Consider the following 19,927-nt stretch of genomic DNA (forward strand, 5'->3'; position numbering starts at 1 on the left):
GTATTTACGTTGTAACCCTCCCATGCCAATCCGGTTGGATTTTGTATGGCTGTGACAAGGCAGCAACCGTCGCTGAGCGGTGAGGTGAGTCAAACGTTAATGGATCAAACAAAATAGGTTTATAGATGTTTAACAAAGGAAAATGGATTAGCCTCGTTGCTGTAGCAGTAACCTCATTTGTATTTTCATCCACTGCCGTGTCTGCTGAAGAACCCGGTGCCCGTTATAAGAAAGAAAACGTTAAAGGGACCTGTTACTTTGCGGCCAGAGATTGCAGCGGCTATTCCCGTGCACATATCAAGGAAAAGTCCTGCTATATCGATAAGGGTGGTTTGAGCTGGCAGCCGCCAAAAAGTAACTTCTGTAAGGCGATTCGCTAGATTAACGTATCGATTCTGAGTATCCCGCTGTGGTACCTCCTTTGTGGTGTTCCCGCAGCGTTTTACTAATCCTTCCTGCCTTTTCCAGACGCTTTAAAACTGCTCTTTTCAGGTGTGTCGCACCATATTATTTGCTCAGGATTCGTTGGACCTGGTTGACTGTTCGGCATTGAGTGCCAGATCATCTCCTAAAACGCCCGCTGCTTTTCGGGCCGCAATTTTAGACATGGCGGCCACATCGTCGAGTACCAACGCAATATCATCTGGCAGGGCTAACAGGCTGGCTCCGGCCATGTTTGATCTCCATCATTGAGTTTATTCGGGCACAGCTTTTTATTTCACCGAATAGAGATGACAAAGAGCGGCGGCCGATGAGTATTTCCGCTGTTACGACAACAGTGTGTCTTAAGCAAATTTGACAAAAAACAGTCAGGACTGGTCTACACTTGGTCTCTTTGGTGTAGACGCAAAACCCGATGGAGTATTCATGATTACAGGTAGTTGTTTATGCGGACAGGCGTCATATGACATTGCCGGTCCGGTGGGTGAGATTGTGCACTGTCATTGTCAGACTTGCCGTAAAGCACACGGATCGGCTTTCTCCAGTGTGGTGGCTGTCGCGGATGAAGATTTTGTCCTGAAAGGCGAGGAATGGCTCAATCAATACGAATCGTCACCCGGAAAACAGCGCTATTTTTGTCGGTGTTGTGGGACGCAAATTTACGCTAAACGTGAGGGGACGGCTCACGTCATTTTGCGTTTGGGCTCATTGGATGATGATCCTAAGGTGAATGAGAAAAATCACATCTGGGTTTCGCAGAAAGCACCGTGGTACCAGATAAATAGTGAACTGCCGCAGTGTTTGGAGTTCGAATAGGGAATAGGAAACTACAGGGAGGAAGGAAATTATGTCGGCATTTGATTATCAGGGATATGAGCTTTTGTCCGGGTTAGTACCGAGGGACGCAGTGCAAAAGCTTCGGGATGATCTGTCAGAGCTTACACTTGGCAAGTACAAAGGTGGCCTTAGAAATGCGGAGAAAAAGTATCCGCTGATTCGTGAAATCGCTCAGTCTGCTGAATTGCAGAGACTCGCTGAAAGCTATCTGACCGGTATCGCGTCCGTGGTACGGGTGATTTTGTTCGATAAAACCCCGGACAATAACTGGCGGGTGAGTTGGCATCAGGACAGGACCGTGACCTTATCTGACAAGGTCGAACTGGAAAACTGGGGACCGTGGAGCAGGAAAGACGGTGTCTATCACGTCCAACCCCCAATCGAGGTGTTGGATAATATGGTTTCGCTGCGATTACATCTCGATCCGGCAGACCAGCGAAGTGGCTGCCTGCGGGTGTTGCCAGCCAGCCATAACGCGGGCTTGTTAAGCGCAGAGCAAATTCAGGAGTATGCTGAGTCTCATCCGGCAGAGGAGTGTATTGCTGACACGGGTGATGTTCTTGTGATGCGGCCGCATCTTGTACATGCCTCGAGTAAAGCTAAGGCGCCTTCAGCGCGTCGAATTATCCACATCGAATACAGCGGATATCAGCTGCCCGCAGGGCTGAACTGGGCCTGAGTGAATCAGGTCAGTGGCTCCCCGTTAATTTGATCACTGTTATCTCCAAAGACTTGCCTCGGCCTTGCTCGGCCGAGGGTGCTTTGTGCTTGTGATAAATGAAAGTTATATCTGGTCGCGATTTGCACAGATAACTACTGTTCAGGCTTTTATGAATTTCACTCATCTATCTACGCGGCTTTACTCGCGTGCTACTAGATTTTATTTTTTTTAACTTATTGATATTTATCTGAAAAAATAGATTTTATCGATCTTCTTTTCTTTCTTCTGTCGTGAAATGTTTTTTTAATTCCCACTTTGTATCAGTTACCGCTGGACGATTCGTATCGTTTACGCCATATTTCAAACCGTCGTTTAACTAGTACTTTCTTCGTACTGTATGGCTGTACAGATTTGTGTTGTTGGGACATGGTCGCTCATAGCCAGTATTTGATGATGTGGCATAGGTAGGAATGCCGGAAATAAAGTAATTTTAATTAGCTTGGGGAATTCCGATGTCAAAAGGCAACGCAAAAAATCACAATGCGCATAGTCATGCTGGTGGTAATCGACCAGATGTACCACCGGGTCAGATACGTAAAGCCCAGATCATGGCGGAAAAGGACAATCCGGGTTTCAACCGGAAAAAGGCTGATGCTGCGTTAGAAGATGGTGAATATCTGATCACACCTGGAAGTAAGCGTAAATTGGTTTTAACGGATGAAGCTGAAACCGTGGTTATGACTGAAGCAAACGTAAAACTTCAGTTACACGCGTTAGGTGAAGGTGATGTCGTACAGTTGCCAGCCGAATGGCTTGGGCAGGGTAGTGCAACGGATACTGAGTCCGATGAGGTTGTTGAGGGTGATGACACTGGTGATACCGCAGGATTGATGCTGGGTGAACTGTCGGTCATGGAGTTGTTGATGCAAGGCGCTGAATTGGCATCGGTAGGCACTGACGGTGAAGATACCGACGGCGAAGGTACCGATGGTGAAGACACCGATGGTGAAGACACTGATGGTGAAGACACTGATGGTGAAGACACTGACGGCGAAGGTACCGATGGTGAAGGCACTGACGGTGAAGGCACCGATGGTGAAGGCACTGACGGTGAAGGTACCGATGGTGAAAGCACTGACGGCGAAGGTACCGATGGTGAAAGCACTGACGGTGAAGGTACCGATGGTGAAGGCACTGACGGTGAAGGCACCGATGGTGAAGGTACTGACGGTGAAGGTACTGACGGTGAAGGTACTGACGGTGAAGATACCGATGGTGAAGATACCGATGGTGAAGGCACTGAGGGTGAAGGCACTGAGGGTGAAGGTACCGATGGTGAAGATACCGATGGCGAAGATACCGATGGTGAAGATACCGATGGTGAAGATACCGATGGTGAAGGCACTGACGGTGAAGATACCGACGGTGAGGCTAACTCACTGGATAACTGGGTGAGTTTCTTTACCTCAACGGACCACAACAAAATTGAGTTTGACGTTGAGCAGGGTGAAGATGAAAGCTACTCGCTCGATATGAAGATTATGACGTCAGAAGGTTTCGTTAAGCTGCATGATCTTGAGTTGGATACTGAGATGTTGAATGCGCTTGGCATGGATCTGTCAGAAGACAATGGAGAATTTGAACTGACGCTGCATAGCAGTAACCAGGACGAGTCTGTGTTGCTGGCGGAACAGGATGACTCTGAACAGGTTGAGACCTCTACGCCATCCTACAACAGTGATGCTGAGGTCGCGATTCGCCTGATCGGTTTCTACTCCGCTGAAGGTGTATTGGAATTTGGTGATATCGCTTAACAGCCGTTGAGCCTCGATGCAAAAGCTGCTCGGTCGTTATTGGGGTCTACGGATCGCATACGAGCAGCTTTTCTATGTACGTAAGGATAGATAACAGCTCCGTGTGATTTAACAGCCGTTTTTCCTGACCAGGTCTCTCCTGAGAGCGAAAAAAAGGTTAGCTATCGTGAATAAGATCTGTCAGAAATTGACGGTGTTATAATCAAGTGCACAAAAAAGGGTGCCTTATGCGTTAACGATAAGGCACCCTTTTTTTATCCAGAGCATTTGCATCAGACGCTTTCGTTGAAAGATATGTGCTCTGCGATCAACGTTTCAGATATTCGCCAAAGTCGATGTTACCGGCGCAAAGTACGGCCTGAATTCGGTTATGGACATTGAGTTTGCGCAAGATAGCCGATACGTGGGCTTTCACCGTGGTTTCTGCGATGTTCAGGTTGTAGGCGATCTGTTTGTTCGATTCGCCCTTGGACATGCGCTCCAGCACCAGCAGCTGACGGCGGGTGAGGGAGGAGAGCAGTTCCGGTGGAATCTGGTTTTCATCTTTACGGCTGGAACGACGGTTTTCCGGCTGACTGGAGCGGATAATATCAGACGGCAGATAGACATTGCCGGCCAGAATTTGGGTCAGCGCTTCTGTCATCTGTTCGCGTGGTGATGACTTAGTGATAAAGCCAACTGCGCCGTAGGTAATCGCCTGCAAGACGATCTGTTTGTCCTCTTCGGCGGAGACAATGACCACCGGGATGGTTGGCGCTTCATTGCGTAACGTAATGAGACCGTTAAGACCGTTCATACCAGGCATGTTCAGGTCCAGCAGGATCAGATCCAGTTCGTCGCTTTCCTGCGTGATGCTCAGGGCGCTGTCCAGATCCTCGGTTTCAATTGTTTCGCAACCGGGAAAACTTTTCTCGATCACGTTGGTGATCGCTTCACGAAACAGCGGATGATCGTCCGCTATCAATATTTTATACACAACACATCTCCAGCCGTTCTAGTTATTATGTGCGATCACTTCCCGTGTGTCCGCCGGTGTGTCTGTGTTCAGACTACCTTCTTCGTCATATCTTGCGTGCTTATCTATTCCGTACCGGATATGGCTCCGGTGTACCTGCGTGCATCTTCAGTCCGGCATCCCGCCAGCCGTCAACACCGTCCCTATACCAGTAGAGATTAGTATATCCCCAGCTGGCTGCGCGTTTTATCGCGTTCCATGACATCCAGCAATCGGCCCGACAGTATAGTACCAACGCGGCGTTTTGCTGATGATTTGTTACCACTTCCAGATGGTAACGGAAGTACTTTTCCCATCCTTCATCGAGTTCACCCATCCCGACATTGGGAGTCCAGCGGCTGCCCGGTATCTGCAGAAAAGGCTCTTGCTGCAGAAAGTGTCCGTGTTGCCAACGTACTGGTTGTACGTTGAGTAACTTGGGAGGCTGATCGCTGTGCAGCATCTGCTGCAGTGTCTGCGTGCTGATCGTTTTCGCCCCGTCCGCCCCTTGCGGTGTTGGGCTGCGATAGCGGATGATCCGGTAACCCTCAAATGAGAACAGCTCTTCCTGATCCTTAAACGCTTCCAACCAATGGCTGTTTGACGTTGCTTCAGTGTCTGCCTGATCCGCTGCGTTGGCCGATGCCATCCAGAGGAAACAGAGCATAAGGGTCAGGGATCTCATCTTTTTGGCCTCCATACAGGTTTATTACACCCTGCTAAAGTGCCGGCATGAATCCTACCATGGGGCGAAAAAACAGGTACGAAAGTACTATTTTTTGGCGTTAAGGGGCAGCTTAAGGTGATTTTATATAACCCGAAATCCCAGAGATCACCTGATGTTACGTCTATTCCTGCTATTAATTGCCTGTCTGAACCTGCCTGTTTCTGCGGCCCCATTACCGGTGGTAAAGGTCGGTGTCTTGCACGGCGGCACCGTGCATTGGGAGCTGAAAACGTTGCAGGCAGAGGGGCTCGACAGGGTGCATGGTTTCGCGCTGGATATTCAGCCCTACGCGACGATGTCAGCGACACGCCTCGCGTTGAGCAGTGATGGAGTAGATGCCATTGTATCCGACTGGCTCTGGGCTGGTCAGCGCCAGGCTCAGGGCGAAGCGCTGTGGTTTGTGCCGTATTCCCGCTCGATTGGCCGGGTGATTGTGGCTGAAGATAGCGAGCTTACATGGCCCGATGGACTGCGTGGTAAGCGCATCGGAGTGGCCGGAGGTCCGTACTCCAAAGGCTGGGTGTTATTGCAGGCTGAAGCACGTCAGGCCGGTATCGATCTGAAGCGGGAAGCTCAGATTACCTTTGCTGCACCGCCACTTCTGAACAGTGAGTTGGAGCGGGGAAATCTGGATCTGTTGGTGACCTTCTGGCACTACGGGGCACGGCTCGAAGCGAAAGGATTTAAACCACTGTTGTCTTTGCAGACAATCACAGAAAATCAGGGATTATCAGCGCAGATGCCGATGTTAGGCTACCTGTTTAAGCGTGACTGGGTTGAGCAGAATCCGGTGTTGGCACGAGGCTTTAAACAGGCGGTTGCTCAGACTAAGCTGCGTTTACAGAGTGATGCTGATGACCGGCGCTGGGCCCGTATTCGTCCGCTGATGAAAGCGACCGACGATGCCACGTTTGCCGCATTACGGAGTGGCTATCTTCAGGGGGTGCCCACCGCATTGGATGATGCGCAGATCAGCAGTGCACAACGCTTCTATACGCTGATTGACCAAAGCCGTAAAACGCCTACCCATCAACCGCTGGACGCATCACTTTTCCGGTTACAGCCGTGAATATCTTATCGGCATGGCGGGATCAGAGTGTCACCTTACTGGTGATCGGGATTGGTTGGCAGGTCGCCGCCACCGTATTGAACAATCCACTCCTGCCCACACCTCTGGCGGTGATGAGTCTGATGCACGACCTTTGGCTGCAGGGAGAGATGCAATCCCATCTCTGGATCACATTGCAACGGGTCTTGATCAGCTTTGGTATTGCTATGTTTTTGGGGGCGATTCTCGGTGTGCTGATGGGACGGTTTCGTAACCTTAACCGCTGGTTCGATCCCTTCTTGGTATTGTTGCTGAATATTCCTGCGCTTGTGGTGATTATTTTGCTTTATGTCTGGTTTGGGCTGGTGGAAGCCGCAGCCGTGGCTGCTGTCGTGATCAACAAGTTGCCCAATGTCGCTGTCACGCTGAGAGAGGGTGCTCGCACCTTCGATCCTGAACTGGAGGAGATGGCGCAGGTGTATCACTTCAGTTTCTGGCAACGGGTATGTCATATCTGGTGGCCGCAGCTGTTTCCCTTTGTCATGGTGGCCACCCGCAGCGGTTTGGCGCTGATCTGGAAAATTGTGCTGGTGGTTGAGCTGTTAGGGCGTTCCGACGGTATTGGCTTTCAGCTCCACCTGGCGTTTCAGTTGTTTGATGTGACGGCAATTCTTGCTTACAGCTTTGCCTTTATTGTGGTGGTACAACTGATCGAGTGGTGCCTGCTGCAGCCCACCGAGCAGTATGCGGTGCGATGGAAGCGGGAGCAGAATCATGCTTGAGTTTCATATCTCAGGGCGAGGGTTCAGGCGTCCGGTGCTGGGTGATGTGGGTATCCGGTTTGAGCCGGGTGAGAGTATCTGTTTATTGGGACCTTCCGGTTGCGGTAAGACAACGTTGCTCAACATCATTGCCGGTCTAGATAAGGGTTATCAGCAACCGATCTGGCAGGGAGAGACACCTACGCTGGCCTATCTGTTCCAGCAGCCGCGTTTGCTACCGTGGCGTACGGTGATGGATAACCTGTTGCTGGTGAATCCTGATCAGGCGTTAGCACTTAGGTTATTGTCCGAAGTAGGCTTGGCTGATGTGGCGAATCAGTTTCCGACCCGCCTTTCATTAGGAATGGCTCGCCGTGTGGCATTGGTGCGCTGTTTATTGTTATCCCCCGATCTGATCCTGATGGATGAACCTTTGGTTTCTCTCGATCCGGTGACCGCCCGGCAGATGCGTGAACTGGTTGAACGTTTGGTTGTAAGCAACCCTCAACGTCATCTGCTCTATGTCACTCATGATCTGGATGAAGCCTTACAGATTGGAGATCGGATTTTGGTGTTGGGGGGTAAACCCGCGCAGATTGTCAGTCGATTTGAGAAAGAGAGTGCTGAAAGGCGGATGTTAGAGTCCGCCTTGGGAGCTTAATCCTGCCGGAAAATACCCCTAGTCGCTCATACCCGCGGTGATCTGTGTTGGCTGTGGATGCAGCGGAAATACCAGATCATAGGCCCAGTTAAAGGCAAAAGCGTACACCATAAAGAACAGCGTAAAACCTATATCGGTCAGGAACGCATGCCACAGGCTCATCTCAAGCCACCAGGCAACCAATGGCAATGTCGCGATGAGTAATCCGCCTTCAAATCCCATCACATGAATCAGGCGTAACTTAAAGGACCGCTTATTCGGTGGCGTATGGTGCTGCCACTGATCGAACCATAGGTTGTAAAGGTAGTTCCAGCCCATCGCAATCAAGCTCAGGGTGACCGCCAAAGTTCCAATCTCGGTCACCGAATTTTCCAGTACCAAGGCAGCCACCGTCGTCGCCAGTACAAGCGCAATGGCTTCAAACAACAGTGTGTGACGGATTCTGTCTTGGGTGGTCCGCATGGTGATCTCCAGAACTTAGTGATGAAAAAGTGTTGGTGCTATTCTCTCATTTATATCTATAGTTAAAAGTTAGTATATATCTGATAATTAGATGGGTTGGGTCTTGTGTTAAACCCGTAGGAGGTGAGAGATGCGCTTTAATCTGGAGCAACTGCGAGCGTTTAGTTTGAGCGTGGAGCGCGGTTCGTTTTCTGCGGCAGCACGTGAGATGGGCAAAGCGCAATCGGCGGTCAGCACTGCCATCTCAAATCTGGAGCTGGATCTTGGCCTGGAGCTGTTCGATCGCAGTCGTCGCGAACCTACGCTTACGGAAGAGGGACATGCTCTATTACCGCAGGCTAGGGCACTGTTGGAGCAGGCCAAACTGTTTGAAGGACGTGCTGATTCAATGGCAGCAGGTGAGGAGGGGAGGTTGACCCTGGCGGTGGAAGAGTCGCTGATTGGCGAAGCTCTGGAGGATATGCTGGTGCGCTTTGAGCACGCGTTTCCGCAATTGGAGCTGGAACTGCTGAACCCCGCGCGCAGAGATATTATCAGACTGGTACAGCAGGGGCGCGTTGATATAGGCGTGTTAATCAGTACGCTGGAAGCGTCGGAAGGCTACTATATCAAGCCGCTCAAACAGATGACGATTGTGTCTGTGGCGAGTACAGATCATCCATTAAGCGGTCAGGTACTGCCAGGTTTTGACGAGCTTGGCTATTACCGACAATTGTTGCTGACTTCACGTACCGGAAAAGTTGCCGAGATAGATCAGCTGAGTAGTAAGCTATGGAAGGTCGAAAGCCAGTACTTTCTGATAGATATGGTGAAAAGGGGTTTAGGTTGGGCCTGGGTGCCGGAGCATCTGGCCCGGCCATGGTTGGATGACGGTAGCCTGACTATGCTGCGTTTTGAGGGAGGAGGTGATCTGATGAATATGCCGGTGGATCTTATTATTAGCCCCAAATATAAAGAGGGTACGGCAGGCCAGTGGCTCTATCGTGAGCTGGCTGAGTTGGCGTTTCTGGTCTGACGGCATGCCATGGTTTACGGTCTACCGTATAATGTGGTCCATACCTAAGGATCGAAAAAATGTCAGGAAAGATTATGAAAATGGGCTTATCTCCGCTGAAATATCTATCTGCTCGTGCAGTCACTGCCTTGTTGGCTTTTGCGCTTGTTTTACCCGCTCAGGCAGCAGATCAAACGCGTTACCTGATTGTCTCCGCCCTGAAAGCTGAAACGCCGGGGTTAGAGCGTTTCGCCCCGATCATTTATACCGGTGTGGGGAAAGTGAATGCGGCTCTTGGTTTGTATGATGCGATTATTCACTACAAACCGGATCTGGTGATCAACTACGGTACTGCAGGTGCGGTAACAGATACCCGGGGACTGAATAAAATTGGTACGTTTATCGAGCGGGATATGGATGCCCGTGAAATCGGCTTTCAGCGTGGCATTGCGCCATTCTCTGGGGAGTCTCTGCCACAGGCAAAGGGTATCGTACTGGGCACCGGGGACTCTTTTGTCAGTGATTCGATTAAGGCACTGGATGGATTGGGTATTCGTATCGATCTGGTCGATATGGAAGGTTATGCGCTGTGGAAAGTGAGCCAGAAGCTGGGTGTGAAATTTGTCTCCTACAAATACACCAGTGACCATGCTGACGGCGAAGCGCCCAGTGATTGGGAAACCAATGTTGCAAAAGGTGCTAAGGCTTTCGCGGGGGTATTGGAAAAAGAGTACGGGATGTCTTCGCTGCTCAGCGAATAAGGACGGATATTCAGCACGTCAGGTTTGATGCTCACCCCAACCGGCGGGTGGGGGAGCATACTGACACAGTCAGTTACTTAAACTTCACTGCGGTGCCGCTCACGCTCACCATCATCATACTGCCGTTCTGGCCGATGACTTCGTAATCGATATCAATGCCCACGATACCATCAGCACCCAAAGCCTGTGCTTTGGATTCCATCTCTGCAAAGGCGATCTCTCGTGCTTTACCCATCTCCTGCTCATAAGCACCAGAACGACCACCGACAATATCGCGTACTGCACCGAAAAGATCTTTAAAGATATTGGCACCCAGAATAGCCTCGCCCACGACAACATTCAGATAGTCCTGAATTGGCTTGCCATCGACGGTAGAGGTCGTTGTTTTTAGCATCGTTGTTCTCCTTGTAGGGGTATTGGATGAGTATAGGACCTGTGTGCGGAATAAACGGTTCATCATTCTTTACATCTTTTTAAGATGGTCTTTGAAGAAAGTATTCAAAAAATGCGTCTTTTTCGATGTCCCCTCGTCTTATAGGTAAAACATCCAACATGAGAAGACACCATGCTCAAAGTGATTAGCTTTACGATCTGCCCATTTGTTCAACGCGTAACCGCTTTGCTGGAAGCCAAAGGTTTTCCCTACGAGATTGAATACATCAGTCTTAAAGACAAACCTCAGTGGTTTCTGGATCTCTCTCCGAACGGGCAGGTGCCGGTGTTGATCACGGAATCAGGTCAGGCGCTGTTCGAATCCGATGCGATTGTGGAATATATCGAGGATGCCTACGGACCGCTGAATTCGTCACTCACGCCTGAGCAGAAGGCAGTTAATCGAGCATGGAGTTACTTGGCCGCTAAAAACTACTTGGTACAGTGCAGTGCGCAACGCAGTGGTGATGAAGTTACGTTGAATGAACGCAGCGTAAAACTGGCGAAAGCCTTTGCCTCGATAGAAAAAGAGCTGGGTAATGCCCGTTTCTTTAACACCAACGAGGTTGGTATGGTGGATATTGCCTGGTTACCGTTGTTGCATCGGGCGGCGTTAATCGAGAGGCATGCGGGTTATGACTTTCTGGCTGGTTATCCCAAGCTGAAACGTTGGCAGCAGCATCTGCTGTTTACCGGATTGGCAGAAAAGTCGGTGGCAACTGATTTCGAAGAGGCGTTTACAGGCTTCTATTTGTCGGATCAGACATTTTTGGGTAACCGGAACTGTCAGGTATCAGCGCCGGCGAACAATACCTGCGCCACTGATAGTTGCTGTTAAGCTTAAGTGAGGCATGGGGGGGCAGAGAGCGCCCCTTTTGTGATCCATCGGGTAGGTCATGAAGAGGTATGTATTGAACATCGAAGAGGTCTGGCAGGCCTACAGCAACAGCTTACGGGCGATGCTGAAATCAAAGATATCCGATCCCGATGATGTGGAGGATCTGTTGCAGGAGATCCTGATTAAGACACATCGAAATATTGGCACGTTGCGTGCGCAGGACAAGCTCAAACCTTGGTTATTTCAGCTGGCTAATAACACCGTGATCGACTTCTATCGCAAGCGTGGCACCGCGCGTGACGCTGAGCCTGTTGATCTGTGGTATGAACACAGTGAGCCGGATGTTAAGCAGCAATTGAGCGAATGTGTTGTGCCATTTGTGCGGACGTTACCGCAAAAAACCGCTGATCTATTGCTGGCCGTCGATATTGAGGGGCGGTCGCAGAAAGCGTATGCCGCTGAATTAGGTGTTAGTTATTCTACGCTGAAATCCCGCGTACAGCGTGGACGGCTGAAGCTACGTGAGGCGTTTGAGCAATGCTGTCATCTTGAACTAGATCGACAAGGTCGGGTGGTTGAATACCGTAAGAGGCAGGAGAGATGTGGAGATTGCTAAAGTACTGAATATGGAGCATCGGTATCATGCCACGCTTAACGCGCTGAATCCTGTGTGGCATGGTACCGATGTTTAGCGTTTGCTTGCTTACGGTGTCACAGAAAACGGCGTAGCCACCGGCAAAGAGCCACTGTCTGCAATCACAACATCTTTTTCCGGGCGATCACGGTAGTCCGTTGCCGTTTTTTCGATTAGGCGCACAATATCCATCCCGGCCAATACCTTGCCGAACACCACATGACGTCCATCCAGCCACGGTGTTTTCACTGTTGTGATGAAAAACTGAGAGCCATTGGTATCCGGGCCTGCATTGGCCATCGACAACCAGCCCGCACCTAAGTGTGAGAGCTTGAAATTTTCATCCGGGAAGCGTTCTCCATAGATGGATTTACCGCCGGTACCGTCTCCATTGGTGAAATCACCCCCTTGCAACATGAAGTCCTGAATCACGCGGTGGAATTGACTGCCCTTGTAACCAAAACCCTTTTCACCGGTGCTCAGTGCGTAAAAGTTGTTAACGGTTTTTGGCACGGTTTCACCGAAGAGGCCAATCTCGATGCGACCGGCTTTCTTCCCACCAATAGTGATATCCATAAATACTTTTTTGGTGACGACATAATCGTTGCCCGCAAAAGCAAAGGACGCACTGCACAGCAGCATAAGCGCGAGAAAGAGTTTTTTCATTGTTTGATTCCTATAGCGATAGAACAGTCCGTTTGAGGGGATGCACATCCACTGAGAGGTGGATGTGCAGCATGGATGCTACGCCATTTGAGAAGTTGTAGGAACTACAAAAAGCGGGAACGAAGCTGTATAACTAACTGATAAAGATAGTATTTTAAGCGCCCTAAGTTTTGTCTATGCCGGACCTTTACCTTTTGCTTTCATGCCGCGCTGTGGGTTAAATCCTTTGATCGCCAGTACTGAGAATACCAATGTCGTGCCAGCGACCACCGCAAATGCTTCCCAGCTTATTTTCAGGTAGAGCGCATGGCGCACTAACTCGGTGGCGTGGGTAAACGGATTGACGGAACAGAGCCAATACAACCATTCACTGGCTTCGCGCATTTTCCATAGCGGATAGAGTGCGGAGGAGAGGAAAAACATCGGGAAGATGACGAAGTTCATCACGCCAGCGAAGTTCTCCAGCTGTTTGATCCATGACGACATAAACAGGCCCAATGCGCCGAGCATCAATGCCACAAGGATCAGCGCAGGTAACACCGCCAGATAGCCCAACAGTGGCGGATCAACACCCACAAACAGGGCGATAGCAAGGAAGGTATAGACCTGAGCCAGAGAGATCAGGGCAGTGGCAGCGAGCTTACAGATCAGCAGAAATCCACGGGGCAGGGGGCTCATCAGTAAGACACGCATACTGCCCATCTCCCGATCGTAAACCATAGAAAGACTGCTTTGCATGCCGTTAAACAGCAGGATCATGCAGCAGAGGCCGGGAGCGATGTAGACCTCATAGGTAATGTAGGTTTCGTACGGTTCAATAATCGCGATACCCAGCGCCGCCCGAAAGCCAGCCGCAAACACGACCAGCCACAGTAGCGGGCGGATCAGTGCGCTGAAAAAGCGCGAGCGCTGGCTGACAAAGCGCAGGAATTCCCGGCTGAGAATGCCGTAAAAGCAGCTGAAATAAGCGGCGTTATTGAGCGGTGCTTTAGCTTCAATGTTTATGCGGTTATTCATCAAGCGACCTCCTCAACACCGCTGAGGTGATGGAACAGGTGGGTGAGGTTGTCATGCTGATGGCTGGCGCAAATTGCGGCGCCCTGACCCTGAGCCTTCAATTCGCCTTTAAACAGCATCAAAACGTTATCTTCGTCGTGAACCTCTTCAATCAGATGGGTGGCCCAGAGGACAGTCAGATCTTGTTTTTCACATAAGGAGCGTACGTGTTGGTTCAGTTTCAGACGGGTTTGAGGATCAAGCCCAACTGTCGGCTCGTCCAATAGCAGCACGCTTGGATTGTGCATTAACGCACGGGCGATCTCGACACGGCGGCGATGGCCGCCGTTCAGACTGCGGACTTTGTCATTGATCCGATCAGCCATCTCCATGCGTCGTAGCTCAGTTTCCATCCGCTGTTGTGCATCACGACCGCTGATGCCATGTAGAGACGCGTGGTACTTCAGGTTTTGGCCCACGGTCAGGTCCAGATCCAGTGTGCTTTGTTGAAATACCACGCCCAGCTGCTGCATCACCGTGGTCGGGTGCTGCCTGATACTGTGGCCGCAGATGCTAATCTCTCCACTCTGTAAGGCGTACAGCCGGGTGAGCAGGGCAAACAAGGTACTCTTGCCCGCTCCGTTGGGGCCGAGCAGCGCATTGAAACGACCTGCTTGTAATTCAAAGCTGAGATCATTCAGTGCGCCGCGAGGGCCGTAGTTAAAGCTGACGGAGCTGACTCGAATACTCATGAAGACAGACCTTTCAGTTAAGGTTTAACCACAACACCCCAAGGGTAGCGGCCGACTTTGATTGATTTGGTCACCTTCATTTTGTCCACATCTACAACAGACACATCACCGCTCACACCGTTGGTGGTGTACATCTGACTTTCGTCCTCATTGAACGTCATATGCCAGACGCGGCGACCCACCAGCAGATAATCCAGCACTTCATAGGTGTTTGCATCCACGACGGCCACATGGTTAGCCGGGCCTAATGCGATAAAGGCGTACTTGCCATCGGAGGTCAGTTTGACGCCCACCGGCTGAACCTTGTCCGGGTGAATGCCGGGGATTTTAAAGGTCAGCTTTTGAATGATCTGACGGGTGCTGGTGTCGATAACGGATACGGTGCCGCCGATCTCTGAAGAGGCCCACAGCAGGGAATCATCTTTGTTGAATTCCACATGACGTGGGCGCTGATCCACCAGTGTGTTGTCTACCAGTTCATAGGTGCTGGTGTCGATCCAGTGCACCATGTTGGTGGTTTCACTGGTGTTGACGGCCCATTTTCCGTTGTGGCTCACAGCCATACCTTCAGGCTCAACACCCACATCGATCTGTGCCAGAACATCTTGTGTTTCAGTATCGACGACGGTGACCAGTGCATCGTCTTCATTGGCGATGTAAAGGTGACGGTCATTTGGATGCAGGGCAAACTGTTCCGGGTCTTCACCGGATGGAAGCTCGGCGATAATGCTGTGATCGGCCAGATTCATGATCTGTACAGTGTCGGAATCAGACGCACAGATATATAGCTTGGTGTGATCTTTGGACAACGTGATGCCACGTGGTCGCTGACCCACATCGATAGTCTCGGTGACTTTCATCGTGTCTAGATCGATCACTGATAGGGTGTCGTCTTTCTCGTTGGATACGTAGGCCACCGCAGCGAAACTGCTGGCACTGAGGGTGAGCAGGGTAGTGGCAATCGCCGCAGGCAGGGCTGAACGGATAAATTGTGTGGCTTTCATGGGATCTCTCCAAGATTAAGTACAGCTATTACTGCATGCGGCAGCGGCTTTCAGGTTTATCGAATCCAAGGGTGTCCAGGTCGGTAACCGGATGCAGGAACCCGTGTTGCGGTGACTGAGATACCAGCGCACGTGGATGGATAAGTGGAATGGTCTGGCGTAACTGACCGCTCCAGGTGCGGTAGTTAAGCTTGCGGCCCTTAAAGGCGGCGAGCTGAAATTTGTCGGACAGGATAAAGCTGCGCAGTTCAGTGGCGTTGTTGCTGCGGGTTTGAGTCACCGCCTCGGCAATTGAGCGAATCCCAGCCCAAGCAGCATAGTCTTTGCCCGTCATCCAGCGCTCGGCTAACTTATCAAATCGGCTCTGTAGCTGGGCTGCCCCCCATTGCTCCACCACGCGATGCCAAGTTACCGGCGTCAATCCCTGTGTGCCGGCAACGGGACGCGGATACCAAGTGTTGTAAAGAATGTATTCTCCGAAGTCGCCGCGTTCGTCAGCGACAACCACCACGTCATATTCATCTGTTTGAGTGAAAAGTGGCAGTTCGTTCTGCGCAGTACGGCGCAGATCGGTATCAAAGCTCCACTGTTTTTCTTCGACGATCTCAGCGCCAAAGCGTTTCGCGGTGCGTTTAAGCGCATTGGCGTAGGCTTTGTCTTCCGGCTGGTTGCCGCTGATCAGTAACCATTCTTTCAGACGTTTTGCATTGAGCCACTGGCCCAGTGCATCGGTCAGCATGGCGCGGCTGGGAGTGGTGTGTAATACGTTGTTCAGGCATACGTCGGTGCGCAGCTCATCGGCTTGAGATCCGGCATTAAAAATCAACGCATCATTGCCCATTGCCGCTGAAAACTGTTGGAGCTGGGCGGAGGGCATATTGACCACAAACAGACGGATGCCGCTGTTATAGAGGGCTTGGCCATCCTGCAGCATCTGTTCAGCACTGGTCGTGATTTTTTGGGTTAGCTGGTATTTCTGTTTCAGAAAGCGCCCGGTGGTATTGCTGTCTTTTATACCCAGTTCAGCACCGGCTAATCCCGCATCGTCAGGTTCCGGTAGTACGTTAGAGAGTGCTGGCGGACGTTCTGGCTGGAATTGCAGGTATGCCACATCAATCGTGAGTGGTTGCTTGGCCGCCAACGCCACCGTACTGCTTAGCAATAATGCGGAACTGGCGAGGAATAGAGATGTTTTCAGACGTTTCAGCATAGTGATCTTCGATGTAATTGTTCTTATGACACCAGCATAGGGGGTGTGCAGGAGCGGAGAAATATGAAGAAAGTACGAAACAATTAGTACCGAAGTACCATTTTTAAAAAGTGGGCGCTCTCTAGCATTAATAGGTGTAATCCACAGAATAAAAACACCGAGGTATCTATGCGTCTCCTTAAACCCCTAATGATTGCAGGCTTTGCTGGCCTGATGGCTGTTACATCTGTTGCTCAGGCCGCAGGGGATCTTACCCGTCGTCCGCAGAAACTGCCGGATCTGGTCATGGGCAGTGATGAGTCTGACTATTTCATGTCGCAGAAGGAGTACCAGCTGGAAACAGGTAAGTCGTACAAGCTGGCGATCATCTCCAATGGTCAGAAAGAATACGCGATGCAGGCGCCGGAGTTCTTCTCCTCCATCTTCCTGCGTAAGGTAGAAGCAGGTGGCATGGAGATCAAAGCGGTGAGCCTGACCGAGCTGGAGTTTGAAGACGCTTCCGAAGCAGAGATTTACTTTGTACCGGTGAAAACGGGCGAGTTTGAGTTTGAGATGGAAGGCCTGGAAGGTAAAGGCATGGTCGGTGTGTTTAAGGTGAAATAATCACTGGTCAGTGTGTTTGCTTAATATCCGAAAGGGAGAGTACACGATGTTTCGCACCGTCAAAAAATTGATCGGAACAGGTTTGCTCGTCGGAGTAAGCATGCTGGCATCCGCTGACAACACCGTGCAGTCACGGCAGATTGTGTTACAGGACGGAAAAGGTGAGCAGCTGACCATCGGTCGGTTGCTGCTGACACCCACGCAGGACGGTTACAGTGCGGTCGTCAAGATGGACGACGCGCCCTACGGTGATCAATTTCTGTCGATGCGGCCGTTTAAGTGTTTGGAAAGTGAAAAGCAGCAGTTATGTCACTTGCCGTACCCTTATCAGAATAAACAGCAGATTCGCCAGGGTGAGCTGATTGATCTGGAGTATCAGCTGCTGTTTATCCGGCGGGCCCCCAACGACTACGGTATTAACCCGTGGTTTGGTGTGTACTACAAGCTGGAATGGCAGAATCCACCTGAAGGCCCGATTGTGGGTACCTTGTACGAAACCAATCTGGATGTGCTGGCCGCGCCGCCAGATGACCCCACTGCTAAACCGATCACCGCAGGTGATTTGTATGAAGCCGATCATGCGGAACATTGGTTGCCTCAGTTAATAATCAGGTAATCCATTGAAAGGTTTATTGCGGTTAAATTTACTGGTCAGCGTGGTGTTTGTACTGGCCTTTGTTCTGACCCTGTTTGGTCTGATCCGGCAGGGTGAAAAAGATATCGAACGCGAGATCGGTGCCAGTATCCACTTTGCTGAGCAGATGATTGAAGCGGCTCAATACGATCCTTCCCGTTTACAGCCGTTGCTCAACGGTAACACCCGACATATCCATTTCTATCTCAATCATCTGCCTGCTGCGTATGACCGGGATAACGATGTGCCCGCGTGGTTCTCTGATCTGTTGCAACCGAAAGGTGCGTTTGTCGCGCGCCCATGGCGCTACCCGCTCATGAACGGTGAGCTGTTGTATGTGGTGGCGACGCCGGATGATGAGATTGATGAGGTGTGGGAATCCGCCTTGATGCTGGCGGGATTATTTCTTGGTGGTGCGTTGCTGTCCAACCTGATGATCTTTTGGGGGGTGCGTCAGGGGCTGAAGCCAATCAGTAAGATTCTTGAAACCCTGGAACAGGAGAAGAGTGGGCCGTTTTGTACCCGTTTGCAGCATTACTCGATGCCGGAGGCTGACCAGTTGGCGGATCATTTTAATCGAATGGCTGAAGCGCTGGAGCAGGAGCAATACGGTAACCGCCAGCTCACCAAGCAGCTGATGGAATTGCAGGAATCGGAACGCACTCGCTTGGCCCATACCTTACATGATGATCTGGGGCAGTACGTGACGGGTATCCGGGCGCAGGCCTATATGATTTGTCAGGCGGCGGATCAGCAACTGGTGGTTGAGAAAACGGCGGAGCGGATCGTAGGACATTGCGACGAGATGCAGAAAAGCTTCCGCCATCTGATCCGGGATCTGCATCCCGTTATTTTGCATCAGTTGGGCCTGAAAGATGCACTGTGCAATCTCGCCGAACAGTGGCAGGAAAGCAGCGGTATTCCGGTGAAACTTGAGATGGCTAACGCTTTTCCTGAGTTAGAACCAGAACGTGCCGGTCATCTATATCGTTTGGTACAGGAAGCACTGCATAACGTGACCCGGCATGCGCAGGCGACGGTGGCTGAGCTTTCATTGGTGATGCATGGTTCGCGATTACAGCTACGGGTTATCGATAACGGTTGTGGTTTGATGCCGCAGTCTAAGCCGGGGATTGGTATGCGCTCGATGCATGAGCGGGCGCGTTATCTGGGTGGTGTGCTTCAGCTGGAGTCGGTGTCTGGCGGCGGTACCAAAATATCATTGAGCATGCCTGTGGAGGCACCATGAAGATTCTGATTACTGATGACCACGCAGTGGTGCGACAGGGGTATGCCAGTTTGTTGTCTGTGATGCTTGACCCCTGTGAGGTGTTTGAAGCGGAAAGTGGGGAAGAAGCCTGTATGCGGTGTGTTGCGCACCAGCCGGATATGATGATTCTGGATATTAATCTGCCGGGGATCAGTGGCATCGAAACTGCGCGTCGAATTTTAAAGCGAGACCCTGATGCGCGTATCCTGTTTTTCAGCATGTACGATGAGATGCCGATGGTGCAGCAGGCGCTGGATTGTGGGGCTTTGGGGTATATCACCAAAAGCAGTTCCCCTGAGGTGCTGATTGAAGCGGTACGCAACGTGGCGGTCGGTCAGATCTATGTGGAACATGCGCTGGCGATGCGGCTGGCAATGCGTCAGCAACCGAAGACGGTTTCTGATCAACGCCTGCAGGATATGACTCAGCGTGAGTTTGAGGTGTTTGTGATGCTGGCGCGCGGCTTCAGTGTGAAAGCGGTTGCGGAGCAACTCTCTATCAGTGCAAAAACCGTGTCGAATTATACCGCGATGCTGAAGAGCAAGTTGGAAGTGGACTCTACTACGGAGCTGGTACATCTGGCGATTGAGACCGGAGTGATAAAGGTTTCACCGGAAGTAGGGCGTTAGTCGGCATTTTAAGTTTGTTCGAGAGACTGTAGATAAAACTGTGTAACTGCCTATTATTGAGCCAGCAATGGCTAAGGATAGGCAGTATGGACAAGCAA

General features: G+C 50.9%; 24 protein-coding genes and 1 pseudogene. 15 read left to right on the forward strand and 10 right to left on the reverse strand.

The annotated features are described in order from the left end of the window. Positions 1-125: 125 nt before the first annotated feature. Positions 126-380: a hypothetical protein gene (locus IOQ59_RS11560; protein ID WP_193953445.1), complete on the forward strand. Its 255-nt coding sequence runs from the start codon at positions 126-128 to the stop codon at positions 378-380. Positions 381-533: 153 nt separating this feature from the next. Here the strand turns inward: IOQ59_RS11560 and IOQ59_RS11565 are convergent. Beyond that, positions 534-674, reverse strand: a pseudogene (locus IOQ59_RS11565) (DUF808 family protein); the annotation flags it as partial. 193 nt (positions 675-867) lie between these two features. On the opposite strand from IOQ59_RS11565, the gene IOQ59_RS11570 reads away from it, so the two are divergent. The 3 genes from IOQ59_RS11570 (at position 868) to IOQ59_RS11580 (ending at position 3,753) form a co-directional block, all read left to right on the forward strand. After that, entirely contained in the window at positions 868-1,257 is a 390-nt protein-coding gene (locus tag IOQ59_RS11570) for a GFA family protein (protein ID WP_193953446.1), read from the forward strand. 31 nt (positions 1,258-1,288) lie between these two features. Further along, on the forward strand, positions 1,289-1,957 hold the full coding sequence (locus tag IOQ59_RS11575) for a phytanoyl-CoA dioxygenase family protein (RefSeq protein ID WP_193953447.1): 669 nt from the start codon (positions 1,289-1,291) through the stop codon (positions 1,955-1,957). 494 nt (positions 1,958-2,451) lie between these two features. Next, the gene (locus IOQ59_RS11580) at positions 2,452-3,753 is read left to right on the forward strand and encodes a hypothetical protein (protein WP_193953448.1); all 1,302 of its coding nucleotides are present in this window, start codon (positions 2,452-2,454) and stop codon (positions 3,751-3,753) included. 307 nt (positions 3,754-4,060) lie between these two features. Here the strand turns inward: IOQ59_RS11580 and IOQ59_RS11585 are convergent, their stop codons facing one another. Together IOQ59_RS11585 and IOQ59_RS11590 are read right to left on the reverse strand one after the other, a co-directional pair. Then, positions 4,061-4,729 carry a response regulator gene (locus tag IOQ59_RS11585; protein WP_193953449.1) on the reverse strand — a complete coding sequence of 223 codons (669 nt, stop codon included), beginning with the start codon at positions 4,727-4,729 and terminating at the stop codon, positions 4,061-4,063. Positions 4,730-4,829: 100 nt separating this feature from the next. Beyond that, a complete protein-coding gene (locus IOQ59_RS11590) occupies positions 4,830-5,432 on the reverse strand; it encodes a rhodanese-like domain-containing protein (protein WP_193953450.1) in 603 nt (200 codons plus the stop codon). Between the two features lie 154 nt (positions 5,433-5,586). Between IOQ59_RS11590 and IOQ59_RS11595 the strand changes: the two genes are divergently transcribed. The 3 genes from IOQ59_RS11595 to IOQ59_RS11605 are packed head-to-tail and all read left to right on the forward strand — an operon-like array spanning position 5,587 to position 7,944. After that, positions 5,587-6,543 (forward strand): ABC transporter substrate-binding protein, encoded by a 957-nt coding sequence (locus IOQ59_RS11595; protein ID WP_193953451.1) that lies wholly within the window; start codon positions 5,587-5,589, stop codon positions 6,541-6,543. Further along, entirely contained in the window at positions 6,540-7,304 is a 765-nt protein-coding gene (locus IOQ59_RS11600; RefSeq protein ID WP_371871860.1) for an ABC transporter permease, read from the forward strand. The genes IOQ59_RS11595 and IOQ59_RS11600 overlap by 4 nt, the downstream gene beginning before the upstream one ends. Further along, positions 7,297-7,944: an ABC transporter ATP-binding protein gene (locus tag IOQ59_RS11605; protein WP_193953452.1), complete on the forward strand. Its 648-nt coding sequence runs from the start codon at positions 7,297-7,299 to the stop codon at positions 7,942-7,944. Before IOQ59_RS11600 ends, IOQ59_RS11605 begins: the two co-directional genes overlap by 8 nt. An 18-nt stretch (positions 7,945-7,962) precedes the next feature. Here the strand turns inward: IOQ59_RS11605 and IOQ59_RS11610 are convergent, their stop codons facing one another. Continuing rightward, entirely contained in the window at positions 7,963-8,406 is a 444-nt protein-coding gene (locus tag IOQ59_RS11610; RefSeq protein ID WP_193953453.1) for a PACE efflux transporter, read from the reverse strand. A 130-nt stretch (positions 8,407-8,536) separates the two neighbouring features. Between IOQ59_RS11610 and IOQ59_RS11615 the strand changes: the two genes are divergently transcribed. Then, positions 8,537-9,421, forward strand: a complete 885-nt coding sequence (locus tag IOQ59_RS11615; RefSeq protein WP_193953454.1) for a LysR family transcriptional regulator — start codon at positions 8,537-8,539, stop codon at positions 9,419-9,421. Positions 9,422-9,480: 59 nt separating this feature from the next. Beyond that, positions 9,481-10,161 (forward strand): phosphorylase family protein, encoded by a 681-nt coding sequence (locus IOQ59_RS11620; RefSeq protein ID WP_193953455.1) that lies wholly within the window; start codon positions 9,481-9,483, stop codon positions 10,159-10,161. 73 nt (positions 10,162-10,234) lie between these two features. Here IOQ59_RS11620 and IOQ59_RS11625 read toward each other — a convergent pair whose 3' ends face one another. Next, positions 10,235-10,555 carry a heavy metal-binding domain-containing protein gene (locus IOQ59_RS11625; RefSeq protein ID WP_193953456.1) on the reverse strand — a complete coding sequence of 107 codons (321 nt, stop codon included), beginning with the start codon at positions 10,553-10,555 and terminating at the stop codon, positions 10,235-10,237. Positions 10,556-10,726: 171 nt separating this feature from the next. Here IOQ59_RS11625 and IOQ59_RS11630 point away from each other — a divergent pair, with 171 nt between their 5' ends. Both IOQ59_RS11630 and sigZ read left to right on the forward strand, forming a co-directional pair. After that, a complete protein-coding gene (locus IOQ59_RS11630) occupies positions 10,727-11,431 on the forward strand; it encodes a glutathione S-transferase family protein (RefSeq protein WP_193953457.1) in 705 nt (234 codons plus the stop codon). Positions 11,432-11,489: 58 nt separating this feature from the next. Next, the gene (gene sigZ / locus IOQ59_RS11635) at positions 11,490-12,047 is read left to right on the forward strand and encodes an RNA polymerase sigma factor SigZ (protein WP_193953458.1); all 558 of its coding nucleotides are present in this window, start codon (positions 11,490-11,492) and stop codon (positions 12,045-12,047) included. A gap of 87 nt (positions 12,048-12,134) precedes the next feature. Here the strand turns inward: sigZ and IOQ59_RS11640 are convergent, their stop codons facing one another. The 5 genes from IOQ59_RS11640 to IOQ59_RS11660 all read right to left on the reverse strand — a co-directional run bounded on the left by IOQ59_RS11640 (position 12,135) and on the right by IOQ59_RS11660 (position 16,693). Further along, positions 12,135-12,731: a peptidylprolyl isomerase gene (locus tag IOQ59_RS11640; RefSeq protein WP_228050854.1), complete on the reverse strand. Its 597-nt coding sequence runs from the start codon at positions 12,729-12,731 to the stop codon at positions 12,135-12,137. 174 nt (positions 12,732-12,905) lie between these two features. Continuing rightward, the gene (locus tag IOQ59_RS11645) at positions 12,906-13,748 is read right to left on the reverse strand and encodes a lanthanide ABC transporter permease protein PedC (protein WP_193953459.1); all 843 of its coding nucleotides are present in this window, start codon (positions 13,746-13,748) and stop codon (positions 12,906-12,908) included. Further along, positions 13,748-14,479: a lanthanide ABC transporter ATP-binding protein PedB/LutE gene (locus IOQ59_RS11650; RefSeq protein WP_193953460.1), complete on the reverse strand. Its 732-nt coding sequence runs from the start codon at positions 14,477-14,479 to the stop codon at positions 13,748-13,750. The genes IOQ59_RS11645 and IOQ59_RS11650 overlap by 1 nt, the downstream gene beginning before the upstream one ends. Positions 14,480-14,496: 17 nt before the next feature. Next, positions 14,497-15,483, reverse strand: coding sequence for a YVTN family beta-propeller repeat protein (locus IOQ59_RS11655; RefSeq protein WP_193953461.1), 987 nt, complete (start codon positions 15,481-15,483; stop codon positions 14,497-14,499). A 28-nt stretch (positions 15,484-15,511) separates the two neighbouring features. Next, the gene (locus tag IOQ59_RS11660; protein WP_193953462.1) at positions 15,512-16,693 is read right to left on the reverse strand and encodes a lanthanide ABC transporter ABC transporter substrate-binding protein PedA1; all 1,182 of its coding nucleotides are present in this window, start codon (positions 16,691-16,693) and stop codon (positions 15,512-15,514) included. A 168-nt stretch (positions 16,694-16,861) separates the two neighbouring features. On the opposite strand from IOQ59_RS11660, the gene IOQ59_RS11665 reads away from it, so the two are divergent. The 4 genes from IOQ59_RS11665 to IOQ59_RS11680 are packed head-to-tail and all read left to right on the forward strand — an operon-like array spanning position 16,862 to position 19,829. Further along, the gene (locus tag IOQ59_RS11665; RefSeq protein ID WP_193953463.1) at positions 16,862-17,296 is read left to right on the forward strand and encodes a cupredoxin domain-containing protein; all 435 of its coding nucleotides are present in this window, start codon (positions 16,862-16,864) and stop codon (positions 17,294-17,296) included. A gap of 46 nt (positions 17,297-17,342) precedes the next feature. Next, on the forward strand, positions 17,343-17,912 hold the full coding sequence (locus tag IOQ59_RS11670; protein WP_193953464.1) for a hypothetical protein: 570 nt from the start codon (positions 17,343-17,345) through the stop codon (positions 17,910-17,912). 4 nt (positions 17,913-17,916) lie between these two features. Then, the gene (locus IOQ59_RS11675; protein ID WP_193953466.1) at positions 17,917-19,179 is read left to right on the forward strand and encodes a HAMP domain-containing sensor histidine kinase; all 1,263 of its coding nucleotides are present in this window, start codon (positions 17,917-17,919) and stop codon (positions 19,177-19,179) included. Continuing rightward, positions 19,176-19,829: a response regulator gene (locus IOQ59_RS11680; RefSeq protein WP_193953468.1), complete on the forward strand. Its 654-nt coding sequence runs from the start codon at positions 19,176-19,178 to the stop codon at positions 19,827-19,829. The genes IOQ59_RS11675 and IOQ59_RS11680 overlap by 4 nt, the downstream gene beginning before the upstream one ends. Positions 19,830-19,927 lie beyond the last annotated feature (98 nt).

The organism is Pontibacterium sinense (genome assembly GCF_015209595.1).
GTDB lineage: Bacteria > Pseudomonadota > Gammaproteobacteria > Pseudomonadales > Balneatricaceae > Pontibacterium > Pontibacterium sinense.